The sequence below is a fragment of the Streptomyces sp. NPDC002476 genome (assembly GCF_042889785.1).
In the GTDB taxonomy this organism is placed as follows: Bacteria; Actinomycetota; Actinomycetes; order Streptomycetales; family Streptomycetaceae; genus Streptomyces.
On record NZ_JBIARH010000009.1, the window covers coordinates 93,691 to 120,488 of the forward strand.

A 26,798-nucleotide genomic window follows, 5' to 3' on the forward strand; every position below is an offset into this window, starting at 1 on the left:
CAATGGAGACTCGCATGATCACGCCTCATGTCGGTACAGCGGAGTGACACGTCGACTCTCCAGCACGTCGAGTGTCTTGGGGTCGTAACGGCATGAGATGAGCGTCGAGAACCGTCGTGTACGGACCTCTCGGTACAGCTCAGCCAAGTTGTTCTCCAGGAAGTGAACGACTCCGTTCGCACCAATGGAGTGGACTCCCGCGATGTACAGGAACGTCCCGCGACCGTCCAAGCGAGGGAGCCGCCCAAGGTACCCAAAGTCGCCGGCCGAACCGTCCTCGTCGATCGGGGACCGATATTCCTGCCCGGTCTTCCTGTCCAAGAGGTGCCAGGCCCGATCTTTCTCAAAGCCGAGGTTGTCGTCTCCTTCGAGTACCTGCGCCACGATGGGGGACAGGCGCGGGCCGCAGACGACGACGTGATTGTCACGGTTCAGGTTGATGATCCCTGTCGGCGGAACCACCTCGTACTTGGCGTCAAGCTTCATACCACCGAGCAATGTGCGCAGGTGCTCGAAGTTGCTGATGTCCTCCTTGGTAACAACCTCGCTGGACTGCTCGGGGGCCTTGCCAGCCTCGTGCTTGCCACCGAGTGACACGGTCACTGTGTCCGTGCCGAAGAAGGCCCGCTCCGGGGGTGGGCCAGCGGACGCGAGTTGTCCAACCCGGCCCCGGCTCACCCCGAGCCGCTTGGCAATCTCCGCTTGAGTCATGCCGGACGCTTGCGCTTCTTCGATGGCCTCACGCCGCATGCGGGAGAGCTCCAGTACCCATCCCTGATACGTCGCCATCAGGTCGATTGCGGCTTTGGCTCGTTCGACCGGCTCAGCGATCCCAGAGACCTGCTCCATGTCTGTGTGCACGACTCTCCATTCCTTGCCTAGGGGGGCTACCAAACTGTACCGGGAGAGGGGGTTGCATGCAGCTTCGGGTTTGCCTATGGTCTCTATCAGGCAAGGCGGCGAGCCCCCCTAAGCAAGCGGGGGCAAGGCCCCCGCGCCTCGTTTGACCTGCAAGAACGCATGACCCAGGAGCCCCGCGTTGGTCGGGGGGAGGGACCCGGACCCCTTGTCAGTCCGGAGGGCTTGAGGCCGAAAGGCCACGTCTCCATACGCCTTCGCCGGGAGCTCGTGTTCCCGAAGGAGACATCCGCACCACCTGCACATGTTCGAACTGCCTCGGAGGTTGATGTGTACCGACGAAGAATCTGGGCGCTGCCCGTGCTTTGGACCGGCACGGGCGGTGATGCCCTTTGCGTCTGCCTGATCTGCGGAGTGCACCGGCTATCCCGGTGATTCGCGGACTCAGGGTCACCCTCGCAGCCGATGGCTGCGCCGGTTGCCTCCCCCAGCCGTCCGCCCTGTTTTACGCGGGGCGTACGGCCGGGCGGCGGGGAGCCGGTCCCCGGTCGACTCCTGCTGTGGAAGCAAGTGCAAGGCACGGCGGGTCCGGTGTTGCAGCTCCGGACCCGCACCCCACACACATTCCAAAACGGCCGCAGCCCCGGTGGTTGGACACCGGGGCTGCTGTTCGGGCCGTTCCTCTCTGGAAGGAACACACCCAATGAAGCACATCGTTGCACTTCAGGCCGCTGTTACGGTCCCGCCGCCCGGCGGTGAGCCGTCGGCTGCGGACCTGGCCGCGATCGAGCGGGAGATGCCGCTCATCGCGGCTGAGGTCGAGTTGCTGGACGTGCAGATCGCATTGCTGGACCGGGCCCCGTCCGAGCTGGACGAGCGCCGCATCCGCCGCGCCCGCAACCGGGTCATGGCGGCCCGTCGGGACCTGACCAACCGCACCGAGCCGCTGCTGGGCGGTGCCGCATGAACCTGATCGCTTTCTGGTTCCTGGCCCTGGTCTGCATCGCCGTAGAGGTCTTGGGCCTGGTCATCGGCCGTCAGGACGTGCACTACGCCGGGGCCCTCGCCGCGGCCGGTGTCGTCGCCGTGCACATCCTCCTTACCCGTGCGGAGGGGCGCCATGAGTGACCGGCCTGTTCTGGATGAGGCGGTCAAGGATCTTCTGACCGCTGCCGCCGCCGCCCTCGATCTGCCTCTCCCGGCACTCAGCAGGGAGTCCGAGGTTGCCCACTACCACCTGCTTGAGCTTCGGGCCATGGGCGTCCGCGCCGCGCTGAGCGCGCTGGCCGACTTCTGGCACCCGGGGTCGGTCGCGGAGACTGCGGCGGACCTCCGCCGCCAGACTGACAGGCAGCCGGTCGACTACGCCCCGTTCGTGTTCCGCGGGAAGGGGGCGGAGTGAAGGCCAAGACTGTTCTGCCCGCCGTCGCGATGACGGCGGTGTCCATGGCCCTGACCCTGGCGGTGGTCATGCTGTGGCTGGGTCCGGTGATGCCGTGGCCCGTCGCCCTGGTCGTCGGTCTCGGGATCGATGGAGGGTGGCTGGCCACCCTCGCCTACGACCGCCGCCTGGCCTCGCAGGGCGACCACAACCCTGCGGTGACCGCGATCGGGTGGGCTTTTGGTCTGGTCGCGACCGGCGTCCTGGTCGCACACGCGCTGACGGCCGAGGAGTCCACCGGCGCGTGGCTGGCAGTGGCCTGGCTGCCTCTCGCGGCCAAGGCGTTGTGGGTGGTCCACTCCCTGTGGGAGCGCACCGCGCTCACCCCGACCGCGCTGGACACGATCCAGGGGATCCAGCAGACGGCCCGCGACGAAGCGGCCGTGGCCCGTGCCCGGCTGCGGGCGCAGGCGGCGACCGAGGAGACGCGGCTGACGGCTGTGACGCAGGCAGGGGCACGCGTCGCACGCGTCCAGGCCCAGACCGCTCGGACCCTGTCTGAGGCGTGGTCGACGCTGGAAGAGGCGAGGACCGGTGAGGGCACCAACAGGGCCCTGACCAGCGTGACTACCCCCGTCACGCCCGACGTCACACCGGGCGTCACGCCCCGATGGGAACTTCCCGTGTGGGGCCCCTCCGAGCCGGTTCCCGACCGCGCTCTGGAGTCGGGTCCCGCGCTCACCGATGACGCCCTGGACGCCCTGGTCGACGAGATCCGTCACAGCGACGACCCGGCCCTGTCCTACCGCGACACGGCCACCCGCTTCCGCGCCGCCGGTCACTCCGCATCCGAGACCCGCTTGCGGGCCGCCTGGAAACGCGTGGAGGCCGCGTAATGGGCGCGCTTCCCGTCTACCGGTGGCGCCTCGCTCCCGAGGGCTATGCCACCCGTCGACAGCTCCGGGCCCTGGGGCTGCGGCCCGGCGGTCAGGACGTTGCAGCCCAGCTCGAACGCCCGAGGCGGCGCCGCGGGCCGCTGGTCGCGTACCTGTACCGGATCGACCGGGCCAAGCCCGTACGCCCCATGACCCCCGCCCGCGCGGCGGCATTGGCCAAGGCCATGACCGCACGCCGCACCTGCCCCACCTGCCGTCGCGATGCCGGGTACTGCATCCCGCGCTCGCTCGGCATGTGCGTTCCCTGCTTTGACTCCCCGGCCCGAAAGGACCTGTGTTCATGAAGTACTCCACCTCCACCCCCGTGGGCGGGACCACCGAGGTCCGCACCCGCGTGTTCGGCAAGTCGACCGTCCTGTGCACCTGCGGGTTCCAACGGACGGTCTCCACCCGCGACGCCGACCGGATCGCCAACAGCCACGCTGGATCGTGCCGCCGCGGCACCCCGCCCGCCAAGTGGCGCAGCAGCAGCGGCTCCATCGGTCGCTGACCCCCACCGCCCCGGCAGCCACGCCGTGAGGGCGCCCGATCGAATCGGGCCCGGGGCACTCCCCGCACCACCTCGCCGACGCCGCTTCCCGCCGTCGGCATCTCACTCCTGCCCACGTCCGAGGAGACCTGTGTCCCGCGACCGTGACAACGAGTTCATCGCCTACATGCAGGCGTTCGAGGCGTCTACGACGCACCTCGGCGCCTGCACCGCCTGCCAGGACGACCAGCCCTGCACTGATGGGGCCCCGACCCATGCCGAGTTCATCGCCCGTCAGGACGCCTGGACCAACCGGGTCCGGGCCGAAAGGAAGCAGCCGTGAACAACCTCCCCATCCCCGAGCCGGTCCGGGTGGTGCAGCTCCCGGACGGCACCTACACCTACGCCGACCACCTGCCTGCCCCGCAGGTGCCGCCGCAGCAGATCGTGCAGCACATCCACCACGCCCCGCCCGACCGGACCGTTCAGCGGGTCGCGCTCGGGTCCGGTGTCGGCGCCGGTGCTGTTGCGGCCGGTGTCTACTTCGGCCCGCTCCTCGTCGGCGCCCTGACCGCCATCGCCGCCAACTTGGCCCTGCTCGCGTTCCTCGCCGTGGCCCTGGCCTGGGGCGTCGTGACCGTCGTGAAGTCGGTCGGCGGCACCCAGGAAGCCGCCAAGTCCCTCACCAAGACCGGCCGCCGCTGACCCGAAGGAGCCCGTCATGTTCAAGGCAGGCGACAAGGTGCGGATCGTCTCGTGTGAGGACGACCCGCGCGCGGCCGGCAGGACCGGCCGCATCGTCGACGAAGTACCGCCCGGCCCGCTGACCGAGGGCCGGTGGACGGTGGACAGGATCAGCTGGCTGATCGGTCCCGTGCTGTGCCACACCTCTGAGCTGCGGCTTGCCTGACGGTTCCCTGTCCGCCCCGGTCACCCCCGGGGCGGGCGGGGAGCTGGACAGTCCGGCTCCGCCCGAGGAGGACATCGTGGAGAGCTACACCCGAGCCGAGAAGCGCGAGCGTGCCCGCCTGTTCCGCCGGGGCTTCAGGCAGGCCCTCGCGGACTGCGTCGACCCGAAGGTCGAAGCCGCGATCGAGCGCATCGACCAGCGGGCCGCCGAGCGTGGCGCCCAGGAGTTCGCCGCGCTGCTGAAGGTCCAGGCCGACGCCCGTCAGGCCGTCGCTACTGCCAAGGCCACCGAGCGGACCGCCGCCCGTGAGGACCGGGCCGCCGCCCGGCAGGCCCGCAAGACCGCCGAGGACCACTTGCGCCGTGCCGAGCGGGCCGTGGCCCGTGCGGAGAGCTGAAGAAACCACCCCTGCCGGAGAGGGGGCGCCGGTAGCAGCACGTACCGGGCGCCCCCTTTTCGGTGGTCCCACTGGATTCAGGCAGGAGCACCAGTCATGACCGAACTCGCTGTTGAGGGGGCCGACATGGGCACCCTGCACCATCTCGACGACCACCGCCCCGCGCCCGTGGACGCGGGCCCGGTCGATCTGACCAAGACTGCCCCCGCTCCCGACGAAGCCCCCATGGTCAAGGCCCCGGCCCCGGTGTCGAGGTGGGTGCGGTCCGGCCGTGCGGTCCGGCGGGCCGCCACCCACGAGCGGACCCGTACCGTCGGGCGCCTGACCGTGCGGCACGGCATGTACGTCGTGGGCGGGGGCCGGATCGTGGCCCGCCGCACCTGGGAGGGCCGTACCGCCGCCCGCTACGAACGCATGCTGCGGGCCGCCGAAGCCGCGGGGAACCTGGACCTTGCCACCGAGTGGGAGGAGCGCGGGGCCCGCTTCCGCGCCGCACGCCACCAACGGCGCATGGACCTGCTGATCGCCCCGGTCAAGGCCGCCAAGGGCGCGGCGGCCGGGGCCGGGGTGACTGCCGGTGGACTGCTCCTGCTCGGGATCCTCCTCGCCGTCGCGAACAAGGACTTCGCCGATGTCGCCACACCCACGTTGGCGGTGATCGAGCTGGTCCGGTGGATCGTCCTGATCATCTCCGTGGTCTGGGGCCCGCTGGTCACCCTGGGCCCGTGGGCGGCCCTGCTGGGCCTGTGGGCGGTCGGTCGTCACCAGCAGTCCGCACCGCAATGGGCCCTGCCCGCCAAGGCCCGGACCGGGGAGGGCGCCGCGATCACTCCGTCGATCGTGGTCACCGCCATGCGGGACCTGGGAGTGTCCACCCTGAAGAAGGCCATCAAGGAGATGGGCGACGTCGGGGCGCAGATGCTCAGCCCGATCACCATCGCCGGGTGTGGTGTCGAGGTCGACGTGCATCTGCCGTCCGGTGTCAGCACCGAGGAGATCCAGGCCCGGCGCAGGAAGCTCGCGGAAAACTTGAACCGCCACGAGCACGAAGTGTTCATCACCATCCCGCCGTCCCCGCGCACGGTTCGTCTGTGGATCGCGGACAGCGGCGCGCTGGACGAGCCGATCGGCCCTTCCCCGCTGGTCACCGACCCCGACGTGAGTGCCAACTACAAGACCGGGCGGGCCCCGTGGGGGCAGGACCTGCGCGGTGACGCCGCCCTGATCAGCCTGTTCCAGCGGATGCTTCTGATCACCGGCCTGTCGAACCAGGGCAAGACCGCGTCTTTGCGGGCGCTGGCCCTGTGGCTGGCGTTCGACCCGAAGGTCGAGTTCCGTATCGGTGACCTCAAGGGCGTCGGTGACTGGGCCATGTTCGACGGTCTGGCCACGGTCCTGATCCAGGGGCCGACCGACGACCATGTCCTGGAAGTGACCGAGATGGTTGAGGACGCCGTCCGGGAGATGAACCGGCGGCTCCAGGCCCCCGGCGAGGACTTCGATCCGCTGGTCGTCATCGTCGACGAAGCGCAGGTCGCCTACGGGTCCGGGGCCGTCGACAAGAACAAGATCCCTCTCGGGGGAGCCAAGGCGACGTCCCGGTACTTCCGTGCCATCAAGGCCATCCACGACCAGGGCCGTGCGGTCAACGTCACCACTTGGGAGGGCACGCAGGACCCGACGAACGAGAACCTTCCCAAGCGGTCCCGCGAGGGCAACCACATCCGCTCCTCGCTGGTTCTCGGGACGGAGTCGCAGGCTCGCATGGCGATCGGGGACGCGGCCATCGACGGCGGTGCGGCACCGCACAAGCTGCGGCAGGGACTCGACAAGGGCACCGTCGTCGTCGCCGGGGACGGCATCAAGCTTGCCGCCGGGCAGACGTCCGTGACCGTGCGCACGCACTACATCGACACCGATCAGGCCGCCGAGATCGCCGACCGGGCCAAAGCCGCACGCAACGGTGTGACCACCCTCCACGTCGTCGAACGGGACGAGGAGCGTGACCCGCTCGCCGACATCGCGACCGTGCTGGGCAGCGACGCCCGCGTCCGCACCCAGGAAGTCATCACGCGGCTGGTCGCGCTGAACAAGGACGCCTACGGCAAGTGGTCGTTCATCGACCTCAAGCGCGTCCTGGACGACGCCGGAGCCGAGCCGTACAAGTCCGACGGCCGCATGGTCGTCGCCCGCGACCGCGTCGCCGCTGCCCTCGCCACCCGCGACGGCGATGGTTCCGCTTCCGCCTCGGACTAGAGGGAGGCAACCCCACACGGGTCAGGGAGACAGGGAGAACTCCCTAACCGCCTCCCTGACCCACCTCCCTGGCCCTGACCTGCACAAATACCCGTTCAGGGAGGCAGGGAGGCGCACACGCCGCTACCCCTGAAACCCCCTCCACACGCACCCCGGGAGGGGGTGCCTCAGCCTCCCTGACCGACCCACGGCAGGGATTCCGCATCACGCCGGACGAGTCGAGAGCGGCCCCCGTCTCACGCCAATGAATTGGGGCCGCTCTCGTCTGCCAGCACCTTCTACAGAACTGGAGACCCCAGCATGACTCAACCCATGCCGATCCGGCGAGACCATCGCCGGTCCGCTCTCGACCTGGCGGCGTCGGGCGTGCCCGTGCTGCCCCTCCGGGCGGGCAAGCGCCCGCTCGGTAACTGCCCCGACTGCACCGGCAACGCGTGCGGCGGGCGCCCGAACATGAAGGTTGCGGGCCCCTGCCAGTGCCCGCGGCCGTGTCACGGCTGGGCCGCCGCCACCACCGACCCCGCCGTCCTCCGGTCCGCTGCGTGGGCTGTGGCGTGGCGGGAGGCGCACGCGGTCGCCTACCACCCCGGCGGCGCCCGGCTCACCGTCGTCGACCTCGACAACGCCGACGCCATCACCTGGGCCCGCCAGACGCTGCCCGCCACCCGGACCGTGCCCACCACTCGTGGTGAGCACTGGATCTACCTGGGGGCGATGCAGTCCGCGAACGCGGTGAGGCCCGGCGTCGACATCAAGTCGTGCATGCAGTACGCCCGGTGGCTCGGCCCCGGCACCGGCACCATGACCCAGCTGCCGGACGTCGTGCGCGCGCTGGTCGTCAAAGAGCCGTCTCCGGTCCGGCCCGCGCCCGTCACCGTGTCCGTGCCGACCGGGGGCGGGGAGTGCCGCCACCGCACACCCACCTACCTGGACCGGGGCATCGCCATGGCCGAGCAGCGCATCACCGAGGCCCGCAGCGCGGTGCACAGCACCGTGTACCGGACGTTCCTCGCCGTACTGTCCGCCCACGGCCGGTGCGGCTGCCTCACCGAGGCGCACATGGACCGCCTGTTCACCGCCGCACAGGCCAAGGGCGAGGGCCCCCGGCACTGCGCGGTTGCCTGGTCCAACGCCCGCACCGCGCTGGGGATGTGAGCCATGTCCGAGGACGAGAAGACCCCGGCACGCGAAGTCATCACCGACTACGCGCAGGCCCATTTTAGGTACTTCCGCACCATCGACGGGGCCGTCTACGCCCAGCGCAACGGCCACCCCGTCGCCCGCCCCATCCGCTCCCAGGGCACGACCGGTAGCCACCGCCAGGAACTCATGGTCGGCCTGTTCAAGGACGGGCTTGGCGTCTTCAACGGAACCGCCTTGAAGGAGGCACTCGACTTGATCGAAGCACTCGCGCTCACCGAGGACGTCCAGCCCGTCCACATTCGCGTCGCCCCCGGGTTCGACGGCGCGACCTGGCTTGACCTGGGCCGCGACGACGGCAAGTCCGTCCGCATCCACCCCACCGGCTGGGACATCCTCACCCCCGACCCCCGCGAGGTCTGCTGGCGCCGCACCCAGCTCACCGGCGAACTCCCCCTTCCGGCCAAGGACACCGACGGCAAGGGCATCGATCTGCTGATGCGGCTGTGCAACTTTACCGATGCCCGCGCCGAGAGTCTCGCCCTGGCCTGGCTGATCGGCTGCCTCGGCCCCGACGTGCCGGTCCCCGCTCCCTTCCTCACCGGCCCGCAGGGCGCGGGCAAGTCCACCGCTGGCAAGATGCTCGTCCGGATCATCGAGGGCATGAGCGGCGACCTCCGTCGGGCCCCGAAGGACGAGGAGAACCTGATCACGGCTGTGGCCGCCGGATGGGTCACCGGCCTGGATAACCTCTCCCACCTCGGCCCGGACCTGTCCGACCTCATGTGCTGCATCGTCACCGGCGCCGAGAACATCAAGCGCGCCCTGTTCACCGATGGCGACGTCGTCCGCGCCCGCTACCGTCGGCCGATGCTGCTGACCGGCATTGACGTCGGCGTCATCCGCCCCGACCTCGCCGAACGCCTCCTCCCCCTCCGCTTGGAACGCCCCCGGGTGCGGCGGACCGAGGCGGAGTTGTGGGCCGACTTCGCCAGGGACCTGCCCGTGATCCTCGGGTCCGTGCTCGACCTGGCCGTCAAGGTCCGCGCGACCGAGGCCGACATCCCCACCGACCTGCGCATGGCCGACTTCGCCCACCTGTGCGCGCAGCTCGACGCCGCCGCCAGCATGGGCGCGCTGGACGCCTACCGCGCCAGCCTGGACGACCTCAACGACGACGTCATCGAAGGCGACCTCCTCGCCCAGACCGTCCTCAAGCACGCCGCCGACATCGACCCGGGCGTGGAGGTCCGGATGACCTCCGCCGAGTGGCTGCACGGCCTCACTCAGCTCTACACCGGTGAGGACTTCCGTCCCCTGCCCAAGGGGTGGCCCACCACCGGCAAGGTCCTCTCCGACCGCCTCAAGCGCCTCCAGCCCGTCCTGGCCGCCCGAGGCGTCCTTGTCGACTGGGGCCGCACCAAGCTCGCCCGCTACATCGAAATGACCCGGCCCAAGCCCCCGCAGGACGAACAGGGCCAGGTGTTCTAGCCCCCGCGCCACGCGGCCCGCCGCACAAGCAAGAGGAGCACCCCGCCCCGGCGCGGCGGTGCTCCTCTTGTTCTTCGGCGGCTTGCCGCCGCCCAAGGAGGGTGCCGCTCCGCGGCTCCCCATTCACGCCTGAAGGCGCACACAGAACAGACACAGGCCCCTTCTTTTCCTAAGTAGGAAGACGCTGCGTCACCTGCGTCACCACGGGCCTGAAAACGGCTTCTGAGCTGCATTAAGAAGGGTGACGCAGAGCCCGAATTCCTGCGTCACCTTGCGTCACCTGCGTCACCCCGTGACGGACGGCTCCGTCACCGGTGACACAGGCCCCGGCCCGCTGCGTCACCTAAACCCGCAGGTCAGCGGCGCAAATGACGCTGATGACGCGATGACGCAGAAATCCGCACCTCGGACACACACGGGCCCGAAGCAAGGCCGCACAACCGACATTGAGGGAGGGCCAGTGCCCTCCTACTACCAGGGAGGTGCAGTGGCCACAGCCACTACCCCAGGCCCCCGAGCACCGCTCCGCAGTGGTCTGCCCGACCGGTACCTCACTCCCGACGACATCGCCGAGATCTTCGGCGTACCCCTCGAAACCGTCTACCAGTGGCGCAGAAAGCGCACGGGTCCTCCCGGCTTCCGCATCGGCAAGCACGTGCGCTACGACCCCGCCGAAGTAGGGGCCTACGTCACTCGACTCAAGAACGTCGACCACGTCGCGGCCTGACGCAGCCTCACGCACCGCCAGGGGTGGCCGTTGAACGGCCACCCCTGATCCATTCTGAGAAAGGACTCCGCCTCCGATGGCAGGGAGCATCCAAGACCGTTGGTTCAAGACCACCACCGACGCCGGGGGTAAGGCACTTCGCGTCAAGACCGACCGCTACGGCAAAGGCATGCGCTACCGGGCCCGCTACTTCACGCCCGACGGGCAGCGAAAGACCAAGTCTTTCCCTGACGGACAGAAGCGCCTCGCTGAGCAGTGGCTGAGCAGCATCACGGCGGATGTCGCCCGTGGCGACTTCATCGACCCCAACGCGTCCCGTGTGACGTTCCAGGAGTTCGCTGAGAAGTGGCTCGCGAGCCAGAGCGGCGACCCGAACACCCGGGCGTCAATGGTGTCTCAGCTGAGGTTGCACGCCTTCCCGCGCATCGGCCCGCGTCAGCTTGGGTCGTTCCAGCCTGGTCATATCCGTGAGTTTGTGGCACAGCTTGAAGCGTCCGGCATGTCCGGCTCGTACGCCCGCGTCATCTTCTCCAACGTTCGAGCTGTGCTTTCCGCCGCCGTGGAGGACGGGTGCCTCCGCCGGAACCCCTGCAACTCGCGCACGGTGGCCCTGCCTGCTATGGGCGCCCGACGGGTCGTCCCCTGGGAGCCTGAACGCGTCTTCGACGTACGCGCCGCCATGGTCGAGCGCTTTCGGCCCATGGTCGACGTAGGCGCCGGATGCGGCCTGCGGCAAGGAGAGATCCTCGGCCTCTCCATCGATGACATCGACTTCGACAGCGGCACCCTGCACGTGGTGCAGCAACTGAAGCTGAGCCTAAGCAAGGCCGTGTTCGCGCCCCCGAAGGGAGGCAAGCTTCGTGACGTGCCCCTGCCCGACCCTGTGGCGGAGTCTTTGCAGGAGCACATCGAGCGGTTCCCGCCTGTGGAGATCAAGCTCCCGTGGATGCGGGCGAACGGCCAGCCGGTGACTCGGCGGCTTATCTTCACAGGCCCCAACGGTGGGCACATCTGGCGTACGTCGCTGAATGAAGACCACTGGAAGCCCGCGCTCGCGAAGGTCGGCGTCATCCCGAAGGCCAAGAGTCGCGAGTACGCCGCCGCCCGCGAGCACGGCATGCACGCTCTACGGCACTTCTATGCGTCCGTCCTTCTGGACGCCGGGGAGAGCATCAAGGCCCTTGCCGAATACCTCGGGCACTCCGATCCGGGCCTGACGTTGAAGGTGTACGCGCACCTCATGCCGAGCAGCCGGGACCGTGCTCGGAAGGCTCTCGGACGGGCGCTCCGGCCCCAGGATTCGGAGGGCTGAGGGCCCAGAGCGGTCCCAGGCCGTGAAAATGCCTCCCATCCGCGCCATTCGCGCAGGTGGGAGGCATGATCACGTTCTCTACTTCTTCTTGCCCTGGTTCTTCACGGCCTCGATGGCGGCCTTCGCGGCCTCCGGGTCGAGGTAGGTGCCGCCCGGCTTCACGGGGCGGAAGCCGGCGTCCAGTTCGTAGAAGAGCGGGATGCCGGTCGGGATGTTCAGGCCCGCGATGTCGGCGTCGGAGATGCCGTCGAGGTGCTTGACGAGGGCCCGGAGGCTGTTGCCGTGGGCGGCGACCAGGACCGTGCGGCCGGCCAGGAGGTCCGGGACGATGCCGTCGTACCAGTACGGCAGCATGCGGACGACGACGTCCTTGAGGCACTCCGTGCGCGGGCGCAGCTCCGGCGGGATCGTCGCGTAACGGGCGTCGTCGCTCTGGGAGAACTCGGTGCCGTCCTCGAGAGCGGGCGGCGGGGTGTCGTACGAGCGGCGCCAGAGCATGAACTGCTCCTCGCCGAACTCGGCGAGCGTCTGCGCCTTGTCCTTGCCCTGGAGGGCGCCGTAGTGGCGCTCGTTCAGGCGCCAGGAGCGGTGGACGGGGATCCAGTGGCGGTCCGCGGACTCCAGCGCGAGCTGCGCGGTGCGGATGGCGCGCTTCTGGAGGGAGGTGTGCAGCACGTCGGGGAGCAGACCGGCGTCCTTCAGCAGCTCACCGCCGCGGACCGCCTCCTTCTCGCCCTTCTCCGTGAGGTTGACGTCCACCCAACCGGTGAACAGGTTCTTCGCGTTCCACTCGCTCTCGCCGTGACGGAGGAGGATCAGCTTGTACGGTGCGTCGGCCATGGCTCCGAGCGTAATCGAAGCCCCGCGAGCGCCGCGCGGACGGTCACAGGGCGGACGGCCGGGGGTGGGCCAACCCTTGCCCCGCCCCTGACCAGGGCGGACTCGGCCCCTGACCGGGACCGGGTCGGAGTCCCCCGCCGGGTTCGGAGCCGGGGCGGACGGGGGCGGTGTGCGATCGGGACGGGGCAGGAGCGTGTCGATTGACGGGGCGCGTCAATCGACTGGCGATCCGGAATCCGGTGACCGTAATGTACGGATCGCTGCTGGGCCTCTTACCGGTGGTGTTCGCTCCGTCGTAACTTCCCTGGGGGGATTCCGTATGTCTGTCGCCGGTGTCAGACGGGCTCTACGGGAGTCCGTGTCCGGGCTCCCCCGGGAGTTCTGGTGGCTGTGGACCAGCACGCTGGTCAACCGCCTGGGAGCGTTCGTCGCCACCTTCATGGCGCTCTACCTCACCCTGGAGCGGGGCTACTCCGCCTCGTACGCCGGTCTGGTGGCCGCGCTCCACGGGCTCGGCGGGGTCGTGTCCGCGCTCGGGGCCGGGGTGATGACGGACCGGCTGGGGCGTCGGCCCACCATGCTGATCGCACAGATCTCGACCGCTGTGTCCGTGGCCGTGCTCGGATTCATGGTCGATCCGGTGGCGATCGCCGCTGTCGCCTTCGTCGTCGGCATGGCCAGCAACGCCTCGCGGCCCGCCGTTCAGGCCATGATGGCCGACATCGTGCGGCCCGAGGACCGGGTGAGGGCCTTCTCGCTCAACTACTGGGCGATCAACCTCGGCTTCGCCGTCTCGTCGGCCGGGGCCGGATTCGTCGCCGAGTACAGCTATCTCGCCGGGTTCCTGGGCGAGGCCGCGATGACGCTGATCTGTGCCGTCGTCGTCTTCGTCAAGGTGCCCGAGTCGCGGCCCGGGCCCGAGACGTGGCCCGGGAAGGACGGGGCGCCCGGCCGGACGGTTGCCGGCGGGGCGGCCGCCGGGCGTGCGGGCGAGGTGCGGCTCTCCACCGTGCTGCGCGACGGCCGGTTCATGAGTGTTGTCGGGCTGTCCTTCGTCATCGCCCTGATCTTCCAGCAGGGATATGTGGGGCTGCCGGTGGCCATGGGTGCCGACGGGTTCTCCAGCTCCGACTTCGGCACCGCCATCGCCGTCAACGGTGTGCTGATCGTGGTGCTCCAGATCCCGGTCACCCGTTTCATCGAGCATCGGGATCCCCGTCGGCTGCTCGTCGTGTCCTCCCTGCTTGCGGGATACGGATTCGGGCTGACCGCGTTCGCCGGGTCCGTCGCCGTCTACGCGTTGAGCATCTGCGTCTGGACGATCGCCGAGATCGTCAACTCGCCCATCCAGACCGGCCTGGTCGTCCGGCTCTCGCCGGCCCAGGGCCGCGGCCGGTACCAGGGCATGTACACGATGTCCTGGTCCGCCGCGGCGCTGATCGCGCCCCTGATGTCGGGCCAGGTCATCGACCGCTTCGGGGCGCAGTGGCTGTGGGGGGCGTGTGCGGTACTGGGCACCGGTGCCGCGCTCGGCTACTGGCTGCTGATGCGGAACCTTCAGGAGGAGTCCGCGGCGGCGCCCGACGGCGGGACCGCGGCGGCGGGCGTCCGGGCGGGGAGCGGCAGGAGCGGCAGGAGCGGGAGCGCCGGGAGTTCCGAGCGTGTCGAGAGCACCGAGCGTGTCGAGTGCCTCGCGAGCGAGGGAGGCACACGAAACGGGTCGGCCACCCCGTCGGCGTCCGAGCACATGTCCGTGGAGGGCAGCTGAGCGGGCGGCTGAGCGGGCGGCTGAGCGCCTGCCGTACAGGGCGCGACACGGCGCATGGTCCGTGACGCATGACCCACGCCACATGCGGGGCGTGGGTACCAGCCACCAGCCACGGCCCATGAAGACACGGCCGACATGCCCCCGGCGCACACGCCCACAGCTCACACGCCCACAGCTCACGCGCCCCCGGCGCACGCGTCCACGACGCGCACGGCTGTGACACATGGCTGCGGCAAACACAGCGGCGCCCCGCGCGGAGACCTATCACTCCGTGCGGGGCGCGCGCCCGTCACCGCTGGGCGGCCTCGGTCAGCCGCAGCAGCCGCCGCACTGGCACGGAGCGCCGGACTGGCAGCCGCAGCCGCAGCCCGAGCCGCAGCCACAGGCGCCGAGCAGAGGCAGGTGCACCGCGTCGGCGGGGGCTTCCTGCCGGGGGTCGGTCGTGGGGGAATCGGCCATGGTTCCTCCTCAAGGCGTACGTCAGGGCCCGTGCGCCGACAGCGACGTGCGCACGGCCGGGGCGTACGGACAAGGCGTGCCGCCCCACCCCATTGGATGCCCACAGGGGCGGGCGCATCAACGGCGCACACGTGCAGAACGCGTGTGCGATCAAAATGCGACCGCGCACGCCGCCCCGCATCCGGGCCTGTCCGCCCCTCGGGACTTCCGCCGGGCATCCCCGTCCGGTTACGCGCCCTCCTTACGCGCCCTCCACCGGGGCCTGCTGCTGGATCTCGTCGGCGTGCTCGCCCGTCACCAGATAGACCACACGCTTGGCGACCGACACCGCGTGGTCCGCGAAGCGCTCGTAGTAGCGGCCGAGGAGCGTCACGTCGACGGCGGTCTCGATGCCGTGCTTCCAGCGGTCGTCCATCAGGTGCTGGAACAGGGTGCGGTGCAGCAGGTCCATCTCGTCGTCGTCCTGCTCCAGCTGGAGGGCCAGATCGACGTCCTTCGTGATGATCACCTCGGCCGCCTTGGCCATCAGGCGCTGGGCCAGCTGCCCCATCTCCAGAATCGTCGCGTGCAGGTCGCGCGGCACCGGCGACTCCGGGAACCGCAGCCGGGCGAGCTTCGCGACGTGCTGGGCGAGGTCGCCCGAGCGCTCCAGGTCGGCGCTCATCCGCAGCGAAGTGACCACGATGCGCAGGTCGGTCGCCACCGGCTGCTGGCGCGCGAGCAGGGCTATGGCCCGGGCCTCCAGGTCGTGCTGGAGGTCGTCGACCTTCTGGTCCGCGGCGATCACGCTCTCCGCGAGCTTGAGATCGGCATCGAGCATGGCCGTCGTCGCCCGGCCGATCGCCGACCCGACGAGCCGGGCCATCTCGACCAGCCCCTCGCCGATCGAGTCGAGTTCCTCGTGGTAGGCGTCACGCATGGAAGTCCCTCTCCAGTCTTCTGTGCAATACCGGGGCAGGCTGTGAGCCCCACGTTGCCACCTTGGGCGGCGTACGCGTCCGCTTCCGGCCGCCCAAGTGAACCGTCCCTTGCTCCTCGGTGAACTCTGGGCGACGAGTGTTCGGACAGGTACTCGGATGGCTGGGAGAGCCCTCCCGGACCCGCATAACCTTGACGTATGGACGTGAACGCGGCAGTTGCCGCAGCTGCGGCGATCGGCGGTGCGTGTACCGGCGTGATCGCCATGCTCGCGTTCCGCTGGAGCGAGCGCGACCAGAAGAAGCCGACGAGAACCTCTCTGCGGCCCGACAGCAACGCGGCTCTTCCTCCCGGTGTGGACACGGTCCTGTCCGTGCTCAGCTCCTCCGCGGTCGTGCTCGACGAGAGCGACAGCGTGGTCAAGGCCAGCTCCGCCGCCTACGCGCTGGGGCTGGTCAGGGGAGGACGGCTCGCCGTCGACGCGATGCTGAACATGGCCAGGGACACCCGCAGGGACGGCGAGATAAGGCAGGTCGAACTGGACCTGCCTCGCCGCGGCACCGGCCGCGGCGAGGCCCTCGCGGTCTCCGCCCGGGTCGCCCCGCTGGGCTCCCGGCTGGTGCTGCTGCTGGTCGAGGACCTGACCGAGGCCCGCCGCATAGAGGCGGTACGGCGCGACTTCGTCGCCAACGTCAGCCATGAGCTCAAGACCCCGGTCGGCGCGCTCTCGCTGCTGTCCGAGGCCGTGCTGGACGCCTCCGACGATCGGGAGGCGGTGGAGCGGTTCGCCGGGCGGATGCAGATCGAGGCGACCCGGCTGACCAACCTCGTGCAGGAGATCATCGACCTCTCCCGGGTGCAGAACGACGACCCGCTGGAGGACGCCGAGCCGGTACGCGTGGACGAGCTGGTGGCCGAGGCCATCGACCGCTGCCGCCAGCAGGCCGGCTCGAAGCAGATCACCATGGCCGCGGGCGGCACCGCGGAGCTCCGTATATGGGGCAACCGCGGTCAGCTCGCCGCGGCGCTCGGCAACCTCGTCGAGAACGCCGTCAACTACAGCCCCGCCCGTACCCGAGTGGGCATCGCCGCCCGGCGTGTGTCCGTACCCGGCGGGGACCAGATCGAGATTGCGGTGACCGATCAGGGCATCGGCATCTCGGAGAAGGACCGCGAGCGGGTCTTCGAACGGTTCTACCGCGTCGACCCGGCCCGCTCACGGGCCACCGGTGGCACCGGCCTCGGCCTCGCCATCGTCAAGCACGTGGCCGCCTCGCACGGCGGGGAGGTCACGGTCTGGAGCTCGGAGGGCCAGGGCTCCACCTTCACCCTGCGGCTGCCCGAAGCGGGCCCCGCACGGGAACGGGACCGCAGCTCGGGCGGACCGCTCGTCGCCGACGGCGACGAGGGCCCTTACGGACCCGCTCACCCCGACACCCTTGAACCAATCCCTGCCCCGGAGGTCCTTCCGTGACCCGAGTGCTTGTCGTCGAGGACGAGGAGTCCTTCAGCGACGCCCTGTCCTACATGCTCCGCAAGGAGGGTTTCGAAGTCGCCGTCGCGGCCACGGGACCGGACGGTCTTGACGAGTTCGAGCGCAACGGCGCCGACCTCGTACTGCTCGACCTGATGCTCCCGGGCCTGCCCGGCACCGAGGTCTGCCGTCAGCTGCGCAGCAGGTCCAACGTCCCCGTGATCATGGTCACCGCCAAGGACAGCGAGATCGACAAGGTCGTCGGCCTGGAAATAGGAGCCGACGACTACGTCACCAAGCCCTTCTCCTCGCGCGAGCTGGTCGCCCGCATTCGCGCCGTGCTGCGCCGCCGGGGCGAGCCGGAGGAGGTCACCCCGGCAGCCCTTGAGGCGGGCCCGGTCCGGATGGACGTGGATCGCCACGTCGTCACGGTCGCGGGCGGCAAGGTCGACCTGCCGCTCAAGGAGTTCGACCTGCTGGAGATGCTGCTGCGCAACGCGGGCCGCGTGCTGACCCGCATGCAGCTCATCGACCGGGTCTGGGGCGCCGACTACGTGGGCGACACCAAGACCCTCGACGTCCACGTCAAGCGCCTGCGGGCCAAGATCGAGCCGGACCCCGGCGCGCCGCGCTTCCTGGTGACGGTCCGTGGCCTGGGGTACAAGTTCGAGCCGTAGGCAACGGCGGTCACGCGACGGCGGTACACGACGGCGGAGGGCGCCCCCCCCGAAAGGGAGGGCGCCCTCCGCCGTTCACGTTCGCGTGCGCCTGCCGGGGACCGGCACCCACCAGCTGCGGGTGCCGACGTGTCCCCGTGTGTCCGTCCGGTCAGTCGCCCGACGGGGCGTCGGCCTCGGCGTCGTCCTGGGCGGATGTGTCGTTCTCGGAGTCGGCCTCGCCAGGGGCACCCGGCGTCGCGGAGCCGGTCGGCGTGGTGGCCGGCGAGGTCGGCTTCTCCGAGGCGGCCTTCGGCAGCGAGCTCGGGCCGAAGCCGGTGAAGTAGCTGGTTGCCGGGACGACGAACACGCCGAGCGGGATCTCGCCGGTCGAGCTGAACTTGAAGACGACGTTCTGCACGTTGCCGTTCTGGGCGGCCTCGCGGCCGTTCTCGATCACGGCGGACGCGTTGCCCTTGCCGCCGATGACCACCTTGCCGCCGGCCGGGACGACGACGGGGCCACTGCCCTCGGCGGCGTGCAGCTTCACCGTGGCGTTCGTGCCCGGGAGGGTGACCGAGTCGAGGGTCTGCTGCTTGGTGCCGTTGTTGAAGAGCGTGGCGGAGACCACGGCCGGCCCCTCCGCGTTGTGCTCGGGCTGGGTGATCAGGTTCGCGTTCTGGATGCTGATGTCACCGGAGGTGGTGGCGGCGCTGTCCGGCTTGATCTGGAGCGTGGCTGCGTCATTGCCCGCACCGCACGCGGTGAGCGAGGCGATCGAGAACACGATGGCTGTGGCGGCGAGGGCGCCGTGTCGAAGGCTGCGGCTCACGGCGGCGGCAACTCCTTGAACGATCGGACTGCGGACGGGTGGTCGAGCGACGCGGGGTCGCCCTGCGAGCGGCGTAAAGCCGCCCTAAGTGTGTGTCAGCGGCCTTAGGCTACCGAGCCGCCCCGCTCGCCCCGCACCCGACCCGCCCCTTACACGCTCCGCACTTCCGCCCCCGGCGCTTCCGAGGCGTGTCCGCGGGCCGACGGCGAGGTGTCGGCGCCGCCCCTGGAGCGGCGCGTCCGCTCGCGGCGACGGGAAGTCGCGCTCGGACATACCGGGCGGCCATGTCCGGATGCGCGGGGCGGACGCGACCGGGCTGCGGGACAGCCGCATCGGAACAACGGGCACTCGCATCCGGTCGCCGCATCCGGTCACCGCGTGCCGCCGCATCCGATCATCGCCATGTGCCGTCCGCATGCGCCGACGCATGGCGTTCACATATTGCCGGTGATCAATTCATGAGAGTGGCGCATTCCATGCGCATAAGTGATCACGGCGCAGTGTCGATCAATTCCATTGAACGACACCACTTACCTCCGCTTACCTCCACGCATACATCCGTACGGGTGAGCGATCTTCGAACGGAGTATGGAAAGTCTGGCATCGAGAACCCGACAAAACGGGACGTTCAACCACTTCGGAGGGTGGTTCCGGGGTGTGCGAGGTGCACGTTTCGTCCCGCCCGTGCAGCCGCTCCGACCTGCGAATACCGGCTTCCGTGAGCCTTCCGCAGCACGTACGTGTCGCTGTTGTCAAGCCCGGAGATATGCCCTGACCTGCGAAAACGCCATTCAGGAGAAGCTGTTCTCGTGTTACCCTTGATAGCCACGGAAGGGGTACCTGTCACATGACGTTCAAGGTTGGCGACACCGTGGTCTATCCCCATCACGGGGCCGCGCTGATCGAGGCTATCGAAACTCGCCAGATCAAAGGCGTGGACAAGACCTACTTGGTGCTCAAGGTCGCCCAGGGCGACTTGACGGTTCGTGTGCCGGCGGACAATGCGGAGTTCGTAGGTGTGCGCGACGTTGTCGGGCAGGAAGGGCTGGACCGGGTCTTCGAGGTGCTGCGCGCGCCCTATGCCGAAGAGCCGACGAACTGGTCTCGGCGCTACAAGGCAAATCTGGAGAAGCTCGCTTCCGGCGATGTCATCAAGGTCGCCGAGGTGGTTCGCGACCTGTGGCGTCGCGAGCGCGAGCGCGGACTCTCCGCGGGTGAGAAGCGAATGCTGGCCAAGGCCCGCCAGATTCTGGTGAGCGAACTCGCTCTCGCGGAGAACACGAACGAGGACAAGGCCGAGGCTCTGCTCGACGAGGTACTCGCGTCCTGAACCGGCTCGTGCCGGTCATGAAAATGTGCTGCGGTGCCCGCTGACAGCCGTATTTACGGTACGTCGGTCGGGCGCTGCGGCATGTCCGCATGCATGCCGATATCCGGCACGCGGTTCCCGGTATCCGGGTGGGCGCTCCGGTATCCGGCGCGGTGCGGTGCGGTCTCCGGGCGCGGAAGGCCGGTTCGACGAGGGCCGGGTGCGGCGAAGGGTGGCGCGACCCATCTGGATTCAGCCAGGACGTGGCTGAATAGCGACGATTATGTTCCGTCGCACCCTTGCGTTGGCTTCAGCGGCGATCCCCCGATACTTTGCTCGCGATCTTGCGCAGCCGATCCCGAGCGGCCGATGCGGCTCGTCCGGCTTCGACCGGGTGTCACGGAAAGGGCCCGGTCGAGTCGCGGCTCGGCGCCCGGCTCGCTTGTGGCCATACCCACGTCGGCCGTGGAAACAAACATGCCGAAGCTCCGGAGTGCAACCGATGTCTGATCAACCGCGTCCCTCCCGCACCGCCGCCGTGATTCCCGCGGCCGGCCGCGGTGTCCGGCTCGGCCCGGGCGCCCCCAAGGCGCTCCGCGCGCTGGGCGGGACGCCGATGCTCATCCACGCGGTACGGGCCATGGCGGCGTCCCGTTCCGTCTCGCTGGTCGTCGTCGTGGCGCCGCCGGACGGCGCCCCCGAGGTCAAGAACCTGCTGAACGAGCACGCCCTGCCCGAACGCACCGACTACCTCGTCGTGCCCGGTGGCGACACCCGCCAGGAATCGGTGAGCCTCGGCCTCGACGTCCTGCCCGAGGACGTCTCCGTCGTGCTCGTGCACGACGCGGCGCGCCCGCTGGTGCCCGTCGACACGGTGGACGCGGTGATCGAGGCGGTGCGCGACGGCGCGCCCGCCGTCGTCCCCGCGCTGCCGCTCGCCGACACCGTCAAGGAGGTGGAGCCCGGGGCGCCGGGCGAACCGGAGCCGGTGCTCGGCACGCCCGAGCGGACCCGGCTGCGCGCCGTGCAGACCCCGCAGGGCTTCGACCGCGACACGCTCGTGCGCGCGCACCGCACCGTGGTCGTCGGCGGCGAGGGCGCCACGGACGACGCGGGCATGGTGGAACGGCTCGGGGAGCCGGTCGTGGTCGTCCCCGGACACGAGGAGGCGTTCAAGGTGACCCGGCCGCTGGATCTGGTGCTGGCCGAGGCGGTACTCGCGCGCAGGAGGGCGAACGATGGCTTCTGAGGAAACGGTTCCCGGGACGGTGGCGGCCGGGAACGAGCCGACAGGGCAGCAGTCCGCGGCGTCCGCCGACGGGGACGCGGCGCAGGTCCGGACGACCGGGCCGGTGATCCCGCTCGTCGGGATCGGTACCGACATCCACGCCTTCGAGGAGGGCCGCGAGCTGTGGTGCGCGGGCCTGCTGTGGGAGGGCGAGGGCCCCGGCCTGGCCGGGCACTCGGACGCCGACGTCGTCGCGCACGCCGCGTGCAACGCGCTCTTCTCGGCCGCCGGGCTCGGCGACCTCGGGCAGCACTTCGGCACCGGGCGGCCCGAGTGGTCCGGCGCCTCCGGGGTCACGCTGCTGACCGAGGCGGCGCGGATCGTACGGGCCGCGGGCTTCGAGATCGGGAACGTCGCCGTCCAGGTGGTCGGCGTGCGGCCGAAGATCGGCAAGCGGCGCGAGGAGGCGCAGCGGGTGCTGTCGGACGCCGTGGGGGCGCCCGTCTCGCTCTCCGCCGCCACCTCCGACGGGCTCGGTTTCACCGGGCGCGGCGAGGGCCTCGCCGGGATCGCGACTGCGCTGGTCCACCGCACCGGCTGACCCGCCGCGCGGCACTCCCGCGCCGCCGGCTCGGGACGGCCCCGGGAGCGGTGCGGGAGCGCGGGAGCTGGTCGACGAGTTGCCCGTCGGGTACACCGGCAGGCCGTACGCGGAGTTCGACCCGTCGGCCCCCTCCGGCGCCGAGCAGGTGATCATCCGGATCACGCCGCGCAAGGTCCTCTCGCGGACCTGAGGGAGCCGCCGGCGCACACCGCTTCCCGCGAAGAGGACCCCGCCACCCCCGAGGGGGCGCGGGGCACTGGTGCACGCCCACTACCCTTGAGGCGTGACTATTCGCCTGTACGACACCAGCGCCCGGCAGATCCGTGACTTCGTCCCGCTCACGGCGGGCTGTGTCTCGATCTACCTGTGTGGTGCCACCGTTCAGGCGGCCCCGCACATCGGGCACATCCGGTCCGGTCTGAACTTCGACATCATGCGCCGCTGGTTCGAGTACCGAGGCTACGACGTCACGTTCATCCGGAACGTCACCGACATCGACGACAAGATCATCGCGAAATCCGCCGAGCAGGGCCGGCCGTGGTGGGCCATCGGCTACGAGAACGAGCGGGCGTTCAACGCCGGGTACGACGCGCTGGGCTGCCTGCCGGTCACGTACGAGCCGCGCGCGACCGGGCACGTCACCGAGATGGTCGAGATGATGCGGGGCCTGATCGAACGTGGTCACGCCTACGCGGCGGACGGCAACGTCTACTTCGACGTGCGTTCCTTCCCGGGTTATCTGTCGCTGTCCAACCAGGACCTGGACGATCTGCGCCAGCCGTCCGGCGAGGGCGAGACCGGCAAGCGCGACCCGCGAGACTTCGCGATGTGGAAGGCGTCCAAGCCGGGCGAGCCCAGCTGGGAGACCCCGTGGGGCCGCGGCCGGCCCGGCTGGCACCTGGAGTGCTCGGCCATGGCGCACAAGTACCTCGGCCGGGCCTTCGACATCCACGGCGGCGGGATCGACCTGATCTTCCCGCATCATGAGAACGAGATCGCCCAGGCCCAGGCGTTCGGCGACGAGTTCGCGCGGTACTGGGTGCACAACGGCTGGGTCACCATGTCCGGCGAGAAGATGTCGAAGTCGCTGGGCAACTCGGTGCTGGTCGGCGAGATGGTCAAGGCGTGGCGCCCGATCGTGCTGCGCTACTACCTCGGCACCCCGCACTACCGGTCGATGATCGAGTACAGCGAGGAGGCCCTGCGCGAGGCCGAGTCCGCGTTCGCGCGGATCGAGGGGTTCGTGCAGAGGGTCGTCGAGAAGGCGGGCGGTGTGGTCGCCCCGGCCCGTGAGGTGCCGCCCGCGTTCGCGGAGGCGATGGACGACGACCTGGGCGTCCCGCAGGCGCTCGCGATCGTTCACACCACGGTCCGGCAGGGCAATTCCGCGCTGGCCGCCGACGACAAGGAGGCGGCCGTCGCCCGGCTCGCGGAGGTACGGGCGATGCTCGGCGTCCTCGGGCTCGACCCGCTGGAGGAGCGCTGGGCGGGCGAGAGCGACCGCGGCGACGATCTGCACGGGGTCGTGGACACGCTCGTACGCCTGGTCCTGGACCAGCGCGAGGCGGCCCGCACCCGGAAGGACTGGCCCGCCGCCGACGCCATCCGCGACCAGCTCGGCCAGTCCGGGCTCGTCATCGAGGACAGCCCGGCCGGACCGCGCTGGACCCTCGGCCCGCGCCCGTAGGCAGCCCGTGTGTGCCGTCCGGAGTCCCGGACGGCACACTCATGGGGGCACACTTCATATACGTACGCAACGCACGCTCGTCCGAGCAGCAACGAAACAGGTAGGTCATGGCCGGGAACAGCCAGCGCAGGAACCGCCGCACTGCCAACAAGAAGGGCGCGCAGGTCGGCAGCGGTGGCCAGCGGCGCCGTGGCCTGGAGGGCAAGGGCCCGACGCCGCCTGCCTCCGCGCGCAAGGGGCACATGAAGAACCGGATCGCCAACGCCAAGGCCAAGCAGGCCGCGCACCGCCGCCCCGCGCCGCGCCGCGGCGGCGTCAAGGGCACGTCCGAGATGGTCGTCGGCCGCAACCCGGTCTACGAGGCCCTGCGCGACGGGGTGCCCGCGACGACCCTGTACGTCCAGCAGTACATCGACAACGACGAGCGGGTCCGCGAGGCGCTCCAGCTCGCCGGCGAGCGCGGCAACATCAACCTGATGGAGGCGCCGCGCGCCGAGCTGGACCGGATGACGAACGGTCTGAACCACCAGGGCCTCGTCCTCCAGGTCCCGCCGTACGAGTACGCGCACCCGGACGACCTGGTGGTCGCCGCGCACGACAACGGCGAGGAGCCGCTGATCGTCGCCCTCGACGGTGTCACCGACCCGCGCAACCTGGGCGCGATCGTCCGTTCCGTCTCCGCGTTCGGCGGGCACGGCGTGGTCGTGCCGGAGCGTCGCGCGGCCGGGATGACGGCCGGTGCCTGGAAGTCCTCGGCGGGCACCGCGGCCCGTACGCCGGTCGCCCGGGTGACGAACCTGACCCGGGCCCTGGAGGGCTATCAGAAGGCGGGCCTCACGGTCGTCGGCCTCGCCGCGGACGGCGAGCACACCGTCGAGGACCTGGAGGCGCTCGACGGCCCGGTCGTCGTCGTCATCGGCAGCGAGGGCAAGGGACTCGGCCGTCTCGTCGGCGAGACCTGCGACTACCGTGTCCGCATCTCGATGCCGGGCGGCGCCGAGTCGCTGAACGCCGGAGTCGCGGCCGGGATCGTCCTCTACGAGGCCGCGCGGCGCCGGGCCTGAGACACACTCGGGCGGGGCCGGCCGTCCGGCACGGTCCCGGACGCCCCGGTCCGGTGCCGTTCGGCGTCCGGCCTGGTCCGGTCCGGCCTCGTCCCGCCAGCCGTCCCGTCCGGCCCGTCAACCGTCCCGTCCGGTCCGTTCCCGTTCCGTCCGAGAGCCGTCGTTGACGCGTGTCGGGCATGATTGACGGGTCTCGGACACATCGAGCTCGTCAAGGCAGTGTCCTAAACACTCGTCACTCGGTTAGATGAGTGTGGACACCAGAACGCCTCGGTTCGACGAACTACCCGCCCTGAGCATGACCAAGGTGGACTGCGACCCTGCGCAGGTCATCGTCAACCACGCCAGCTTCCGGGTGCAGCTCGCGCCCGGCCAGCGCGCACGGCTGCGCGGGCTGGCCCCCGCGGGCGTGCCCAGGATCCCCGTCATGAGCGGGTCCCCCGGAACGGCGCGCGGCAGGCGCGCGCCCGTCGTGTGGAGCGGCAGGTCCGCCCCCGGCGACCCCGGAGCCACCGGGCTTCTCCAGGCCGTGCGGAAAACGGCCGCAGCCCCTTCGACGGCCGCGTACGACGCCTACGACTCCCGTGCCCACCGCGGTGACTCCGGGCGCCCCGGCGAGTTCGACGGCGGGCTCGGCACGGGCAGCACCCAGCTGATCGACTGCCTGGAGGAGACCCAGCCCAATCCCGTCGTCACCGCGCCCCAGCAGCCGGGTCCGCACGGCAACGGCCCGCTGCTGCCGCCGATGCGCCAGGCGGTCGGTGCCTACGACCCCGTCGACCACGGTCCGTACGGCCGCGAGGGGTACGGCCGCGACACCGGATACGACGGATACGTGGACGCGGCCGGTGACGAGGACGGGGCCGGGGCCGCGTACGACGGCGGCGCGGAGGCCCGGGGCCGCCGCCAGGCTCAGGACGCCGTACGGCACGCGTACTACCCGGGACGCCGTATGAACCTCGGCGTGGTGCTGCTGCCCCTGCGGGTCTTCCTCGGCTTCATCTCCATCTACGCCGGCATGGGCAAGCTGTGCGACCCGGTGTACTTTGACGGCGGCGAACGCGGCTCCATGGTCACGTGGCTGAACTCGCTGCACCCCTGGGCGCTGGCCGAGCCGCTGCGCGACTTCGCGCTCTCGCACCCGGTGGGCGCCGGGCTCACCGTCGCCTTCCTCCAGGTCGTCGTCGGCGTCCTCACCGTGCTCGGCCTCTGGCAGCGCGTCGCCGCGTCCGTCGGGGCCCTGCTCTCCGCCGCCCTGCTGGTCACCGTGAGCTGGCGCAGCGTCGCCGTGTACGACGCGCCCGACATCATCTACCTCGCCGCCTGGAGCCCGCTGATCATCGCGGGCGCGCCGGTCTACTCCGTCGACGGGCGCCTCGCCGGCGAGGCGTGGCGCACGCTCGGCCCGCGCTCGGCGATCTGGGACCTGCGCCGCCGGGTGCTGCGCCGGGGCGCCGCCGTCGCGACCCTCGTCGTCGGACTCACGTTCCTCGTGGGCTCCGTCCTCGGTGGGGCCGTCCGCTCCTCCGGGGTCGTGACCGTGCCGGGCCCGAACGGCAACCCGACCAACCAGCTGCCCGGCTCCCCGCTTCCGGAGGAGTCCCGTACCGGCGAGGCTTCGCACACGCCCGAGAGGCGGCGCCCGTCGCCGACCCGCAGTGGCGCCGCCGCCACCACCCCGTCCACGCGGGCGTCCACGCCTCCCGCAGACTCCGTGCGCGAGCCGGGCAGTGCGACGACCGGTGCCGGGCAGCCCAGCCAGACCCAGGGCACCGTCCAGCAGGTCCCGCGGCGGACGACTCCGCAGCAGCCCCCGGCGAGCAGCAGCTCCGGCCCGAGCTCCTCGGGCTCCACGGGCACCGGCGGCGGCCCCACGGGCGGCAGCGGCCCGGACGACGGCGGTTCCACCGGAGGAACGTCGGGCGCCGGGCAGAACCCGATCGGGGGCCTGCTCGGCTGAGCCGGGCGCCCGTCCGCCTCGGCCCGTCCCGAGGCGGACGGGGGAGGCGGACGGGAACGACGGACGAAGGAGGGGCGGTCACCGGTCGGGTCCGGTGACCGC

General features: G+C 70.5%; 29 protein-coding genes. 24 read left to right on the forward strand and 5 right to left on the reverse strand.

Going from position 1 to position 26,798, the window contains the following annotated elements:
- Positions 1 to 18 precede the first annotated feature (18 nt).
- Complete coding sequence (locus tag ACFYXM_RS13705; RefSeq protein WP_389289194.1) at positions 19 to 861, reverse strand: sigma factor-like helix-turn-helix DNA-binding protein; 843 nt, start codon at positions 859 to 861, stop codon at positions 19 to 21.
- A gap of 700 nt (positions 862 to 1,561) precedes the next feature.
- Between ACFYXM_RS13705 and ACFYXM_RS13710 the strand changes: the two genes are divergently transcribed.
- From ACFYXM_RS13710 to ACFYXM_RS13780, 15 genes are all read left to right on the forward strand, one after another.
- Positions 1,562 to 1,825, forward strand: a complete 264-nt coding sequence (locus ACFYXM_RS13710; RefSeq protein ID WP_376239933.1) for a DUF6284 family protein — start codon at positions 1,562 to 1,564, stop codon at positions 1,823 to 1,825.
- Positions 1,822 to 1,986, forward strand: a complete 165-nt coding sequence (locus ACFYXM_RS13715) for a hypothetical protein (RefSeq protein WP_376239931.1) — start codon at positions 1,822 to 1,824, stop codon at positions 1,984 to 1,986. The genes ACFYXM_RS13710 and ACFYXM_RS13715 overlap by 4 nt, the downstream gene beginning before the upstream one ends.
- Entirely contained in the window at positions 1,979 to 2,260 is a 282-nt protein-coding gene (locus ACFYXM_RS13720; RefSeq protein WP_389289195.1) for a hypothetical protein, read from the forward strand. Before ACFYXM_RS13715 ends, ACFYXM_RS13720 begins: the two co-directional genes overlap by 8 nt.
- Positions 2,257 to 3,135: a protein spdB gene (locus tag ACFYXM_RS13725; protein ID WP_389289196.1), complete on the forward strand. Its 879-nt coding sequence runs from the start codon at positions 2,257 to 2,259 to the stop codon at positions 3,133 to 3,135. Before ACFYXM_RS13720 ends, ACFYXM_RS13725 begins: the two co-directional genes overlap by 4 nt.
- Entirely contained in the window at positions 3,135 to 3,479 is a 345-nt protein-coding gene (locus ACFYXM_RS13730; RefSeq protein ID WP_389289197.1) for an RRQRL motif-containing zinc-binding protein, read from the forward strand. Before ACFYXM_RS13725 ends, ACFYXM_RS13730 begins: the two co-directional genes overlap by 1 nt.
- Positions 3,476 to 3,685, forward strand: coding sequence for a hypothetical protein (locus tag ACFYXM_RS13735; RefSeq protein ID WP_389289198.1), 210 nt, complete (start codon positions 3,476 to 3,478; stop codon positions 3,683 to 3,685). The genes ACFYXM_RS13730 and ACFYXM_RS13735 overlap by 4 nt, the downstream gene beginning before the upstream one ends.
- A 130-nt stretch (positions 3,686 to 3,815) precedes the next feature.
- Positions 3,816 to 4,007 carry a hypothetical protein gene (locus ACFYXM_RS13740; RefSeq protein ID WP_389289199.1) on the forward strand — a complete coding sequence of 64 codons (192 nt, stop codon included), beginning with the start codon at positions 3,816 to 3,818 and terminating at the stop codon, positions 4,005 to 4,007.
- Positions 4,004 to 4,369 carry a DUF6251 family protein gene (locus ACFYXM_RS13745; RefSeq protein ID WP_389289200.1) on the forward strand — a complete coding sequence of 122 codons (366 nt, stop codon included), beginning with the start codon at positions 4,004 to 4,006 and terminating at the stop codon, positions 4,367 to 4,369. The genes ACFYXM_RS13740 and ACFYXM_RS13745 overlap by 4 nt, the downstream gene beginning before the upstream one ends.
- A 16-nt stretch (positions 4,370 to 4,385) precedes the next feature.
- Complete coding sequence (locus ACFYXM_RS13750; RefSeq protein WP_389289201.1) at positions 4,386 to 4,574, forward strand: hypothetical protein; 189 nt, start codon at positions 4,386 to 4,388, stop codon at positions 4,572 to 4,574.
- Positions 4,567 to 4,971 carry a hypothetical protein gene (locus ACFYXM_RS13755; protein WP_389289202.1) on the forward strand — a complete coding sequence of 135 codons (405 nt, stop codon included), beginning with the start codon at positions 4,567 to 4,569 and terminating at the stop codon, positions 4,969 to 4,971. Before ACFYXM_RS13750 ends, ACFYXM_RS13755 begins: the two co-directional genes overlap by 8 nt.
- Positions 4,972 to 5,067: 96 nt before the next feature.
- Positions 5,068 to 7,227, forward strand: a complete 2,160-nt coding sequence (locus ACFYXM_RS13760; RefSeq protein WP_389289203.1) for an ATP-binding protein — start codon at positions 5,068 to 5,070, stop codon at positions 7,225 to 7,227.
- A 300-nt stretch (positions 7,228 to 7,527) separates the two neighbouring features.
- A complete protein-coding gene (locus ACFYXM_RS13765; RefSeq protein WP_389289204.1) occupies positions 7,528 to 8,382 on the forward strand; it encodes a bifunctional DNA primase/polymerase in 855 nt (284 codons plus the stop codon).
- Between the two features lie 3 nt (positions 8,383 to 8,385).
- Positions 8,386 to 9,858 (forward strand): ATP-binding protein, encoded by a 1,473-nt coding sequence (locus ACFYXM_RS13770; protein ID WP_389289205.1) that lies wholly within the window; start codon positions 8,386 to 8,388, stop codon positions 9,856 to 9,858.
- 487 nt (positions 9,859 to 10,345) lie between these two features.
- Entirely contained in the window at positions 10,346 to 10,585 is a 240-nt protein-coding gene (locus ACFYXM_RS13775; protein WP_389289206.1) for a helix-turn-helix domain-containing protein, read from the forward strand.
- A 76-nt stretch (positions 10,586 to 10,661) separates the two neighbouring features.
- Positions 10,662 to 11,897: a tyrosine-type recombinase/integrase gene (locus tag ACFYXM_RS13780; protein WP_389289207.1), complete on the forward strand. Its 1,236-nt coding sequence runs from the start codon at positions 10,662 to 10,664 to the stop codon at positions 11,895 to 11,897.
- A gap of 78 nt (positions 11,898 to 11,975) precedes the next feature.
- Here the strand turns inward: ACFYXM_RS13780 and ACFYXM_RS13785 are convergent, their stop codons facing one another.
- Positions 11,976 to 12,737: a phosphoglyceromutase gene (locus tag ACFYXM_RS13785; RefSeq protein WP_389289208.1), complete on the reverse strand. Its 762-nt coding sequence runs from the start codon at positions 12,735 to 12,737 to the stop codon at positions 11,976 to 11,978.
- A 319-nt stretch (positions 12,738 to 13,056) separates the two neighbouring features.
- Here ACFYXM_RS13785 and ACFYXM_RS13790 point away from each other — a divergent pair, with 319 nt between their 5' ends.
- Positions 13,057 to 14,505: an MDR family MFS transporter gene (locus ACFYXM_RS13790; RefSeq protein WP_389289209.1), complete on the forward strand. Its 1,449-nt coding sequence runs from the start codon at positions 13,057 to 13,059 to the stop codon at positions 14,503 to 14,505.
- Between the two features lie 309 nt (positions 14,506 to 14,814).
- Here ACFYXM_RS13790 and ACFYXM_RS13795 read toward each other — a convergent pair whose 3' ends face one another.
- Complete coding sequence (locus tag ACFYXM_RS13795; protein ID WP_187438691.1) at positions 14,815 to 14,964, reverse strand: hypothetical protein; 150 nt, start codon at positions 14,962 to 14,964, stop codon at positions 14,815 to 14,817.
- Between the two features lie 241 nt (positions 14,965 to 15,205).
- On the reverse strand, positions 15,206 to 15,883 hold the full coding sequence (gene phoU / locus ACFYXM_RS13800; RefSeq protein WP_384410942.1) for a phosphate signaling complex protein PhoU: 678 nt from the start codon (positions 15,881 to 15,883) through the stop codon (positions 15,206 to 15,208).
- 198 nt (positions 15,884 to 16,081) lie between these two features.
- Between phoU and ACFYXM_RS13805 the strand changes: the two genes are divergently transcribed.
- Positions 16,082 to 17,356, forward strand: a complete 1,275-nt coding sequence (locus ACFYXM_RS13805) for a sensor histidine kinase (protein WP_389289210.1) — start codon at positions 16,082 to 16,084, stop codon at positions 17,354 to 17,356.
- The gene (locus tag ACFYXM_RS13810; protein ID WP_073789279.1) at positions 17,353 to 18,033 is read left to right on the forward strand and encodes a response regulator transcription factor; all 681 of its coding nucleotides are present in this window, start codon (positions 17,353 to 17,355) and stop codon (positions 18,031 to 18,033) included. The genes ACFYXM_RS13805 and ACFYXM_RS13810 overlap by 4 nt, the downstream gene beginning before the upstream one ends.
- A gap of 151 nt (positions 18,034 to 18,184) precedes the next feature.
- Here ACFYXM_RS13810 and ACFYXM_RS13815 read toward each other — a convergent pair whose 3' ends face one another.
- Positions 18,185 to 18,844: a DUF461 domain-containing protein gene (locus ACFYXM_RS13815; protein WP_389289211.1), complete on the reverse strand. Its 660-nt coding sequence runs from the start codon at positions 18,842 to 18,844 to the stop codon at positions 18,185 to 18,187.
- Positions 18,845 to 19,691: 847 nt separating this feature from the next.
- Between ACFYXM_RS13815 and ACFYXM_RS13820 the strand changes: the two genes are divergently transcribed.
- From ACFYXM_RS13820 to ACFYXM_RS13845, 6 genes are all read left to right on the forward strand, one after another.
- Positions 19,692 to 20,174, forward strand: a complete 483-nt coding sequence (locus tag ACFYXM_RS13820) for a CarD family transcriptional regulator (RefSeq protein ID WP_006380568.1) — start codon at positions 19,692 to 19,694, stop codon at positions 20,172 to 20,174.
- 481 nt (positions 20,175 to 20,655) lie between these two features.
- On the forward strand, positions 20,656 to 21,402 hold the full coding sequence (gene ispD, locus ACFYXM_RS13825; protein ID WP_389289212.1) for a 2-C-methyl-D-erythritol 4-phosphate cytidylyltransferase: 747 nt from the start codon (positions 20,656 to 20,658) through the stop codon (positions 21,400 to 21,402).
- Entirely contained in the window at positions 21,392 to 21,982 is a 591-nt protein-coding gene (gene ispF, locus ACFYXM_RS13830; protein WP_389289213.1) for a 2-C-methyl-D-erythritol 2,4-cyclodiphosphate synthase, read from the forward strand. The genes ispD and ispF overlap by 11 nt, the downstream gene beginning before the upstream one ends.
- A 286-nt stretch (positions 21,983 to 22,268) precedes the next feature.
- Positions 22,269 to 23,672 carry a cysteine--tRNA ligase gene (gene cysS, locus ACFYXM_RS13835; protein ID WP_389289214.1) on the forward strand — a complete coding sequence of 468 codons (1,404 nt, stop codon included), beginning with the start codon at positions 22,269 to 22,271 and terminating at the stop codon, positions 23,670 to 23,672.
- 107 nt (positions 23,673 to 23,779) lie between these two features.
- Positions 23,780 to 24,736, forward strand: coding sequence for a 23S rRNA (guanosine(2251)-2'-O)-methyltransferase RlmB (gene rlmB, locus ACFYXM_RS13840; RefSeq protein WP_389289215.1), 957 nt, complete (start codon positions 23,780 to 23,782; stop codon positions 24,734 to 24,736).
- Between the two features lie 247 nt (positions 24,737 to 24,983).
- Positions 24,984 to 26,696, forward strand: coding sequence for a DoxX family membrane protein (locus tag ACFYXM_RS13845; RefSeq protein ID WP_389289216.1), 1,713 nt, complete (start codon positions 24,984 to 24,986; stop codon positions 26,694 to 26,696).
- Positions 26,697 to 26,798 lie beyond the last annotated feature (102 nt).

Coding starts and splice junctions, on each gene's coding strand:
- phoU (WP_384410942.1), bottom strand. CDS start 15,883: ATGCGTGACGCCTACCACGAGGAACTCGACTCGATCGGCGAGGGGCTG.
- ACFYXM_RS13760 (WP_389289203.1), top strand. CDS start 5,068: ATGACCGAACTCGCTGTTGAGGGGGCCGACATGGGCACCCTGCACCAT.
- ACFYXM_RS13715 (WP_376239931.1), top strand. CDS start 1,822: ATGAACCTGATCGCTTTCTGGTTCCTGGCCCTGGTCTGCATCGCCGTA.
- ACFYXM_RS13795 (WP_187438691.1), bottom strand. CDS start 14,964: ATGGCCGATTCCCCCACGACCGACCCCCGGCAGGAAGCCCCCGCCGAC.
- ACFYXM_RS13845 (WP_389289216.1), top strand. CDS start 24,984: ATGAGTGTGGACACCAGAACGCCTCGGTTCGACGAACTACCCGCCCTG.
- ACFYXM_RS13765 (WP_389289204.1), top strand. CDS start 7,528: ATGACTCAACCCATGCCGATCCGGCGAGACCATCGCCGGTCCGCTCTC.
- ispD (WP_389289212.1), top strand. CDS start 20,656: ATGTCTGATCAACCGCGTCCCTCCCGCACCGCCGCCGTGATTCCCGCG.
- ACFYXM_RS13750 (WP_389289201.1), top strand. CDS start 4,386: ATGTTCAAGGCAGGCGACAAGGTGCGGATCGTCTCGTGTGAGGACGAC.
- rlmB (WP_389289215.1), top strand. CDS start 23,780: ATGGCCGGGAACAGCCAGCGCAGGAACCGCCGCACTGCCAACAAGAAG.
- ACFYXM_RS13790 (WP_389289209.1), top strand. CDS start 13,057: ATGTCTGTCGCCGGTGTCAGACGGGCTCTACGGGAGTCCGTGTCCGGG.
- ACFYXM_RS13730 (WP_389289197.1), top strand. CDS start 3,135: ATGGGCGCGCTTCCCGTCTACCGGTGGCGCCTCGCTCCCGAGGGCTAT.
- ispF (WP_389289213.1), top strand. CDS start 21,392: ATGGCTTCTGAGGAAACGGTTCCCGGGACGGTGGCGGCCGGGAACGAG.
- ACFYXM_RS13710 (WP_376239933.1), top strand. CDS start 1,562: ATGAAGCACATCGTTGCACTTCAGGCCGCTGTTACGGTCCCGCCGCCC.
- ACFYXM_RS13785 (WP_389289208.1), bottom strand. CDS start 12,737: ATGGCCGACGCACCGTACAAGCTGATCCTCCTCCGTCACGGCGAGAGC.
- ACFYXM_RS13820 (WP_006380568.1), top strand. CDS start 19,692: ATGACGTTCAAGGTTGGCGACACCGTGGTCTATCCCCATCACGGGGCC.
- ACFYXM_RS13780 (WP_389289207.1), top strand. CDS start 10,662: ATGGCAGGGAGCATCCAAGACCGTTGGTTCAAGACCACCACCGACGCC.
- ACFYXM_RS13720 (WP_389289195.1), top strand. CDS start 1,979: ATGAGTGACCGGCCTGTTCTGGATGAGGCGGTCAAGGATCTTCTGACC.
- ACFYXM_RS13770 (WP_389289205.1), top strand. CDS start 8,386: ATGTCCGAGGACGAGAAGACCCCGGCACGCGAAGTCATCACCGACTAC.
- ACFYXM_RS13805 (WP_389289210.1), top strand. CDS start 16,082: ATGGACGTGAACGCGGCAGTTGCCGCAGCTGCGGCGATCGGCGGTGCG.
- ACFYXM_RS13735 (WP_389289198.1), top strand. CDS start 3,476: ATGAAGTACTCCACCTCCACCCCCGTGGGCGGGACCACCGAGGTCCGC.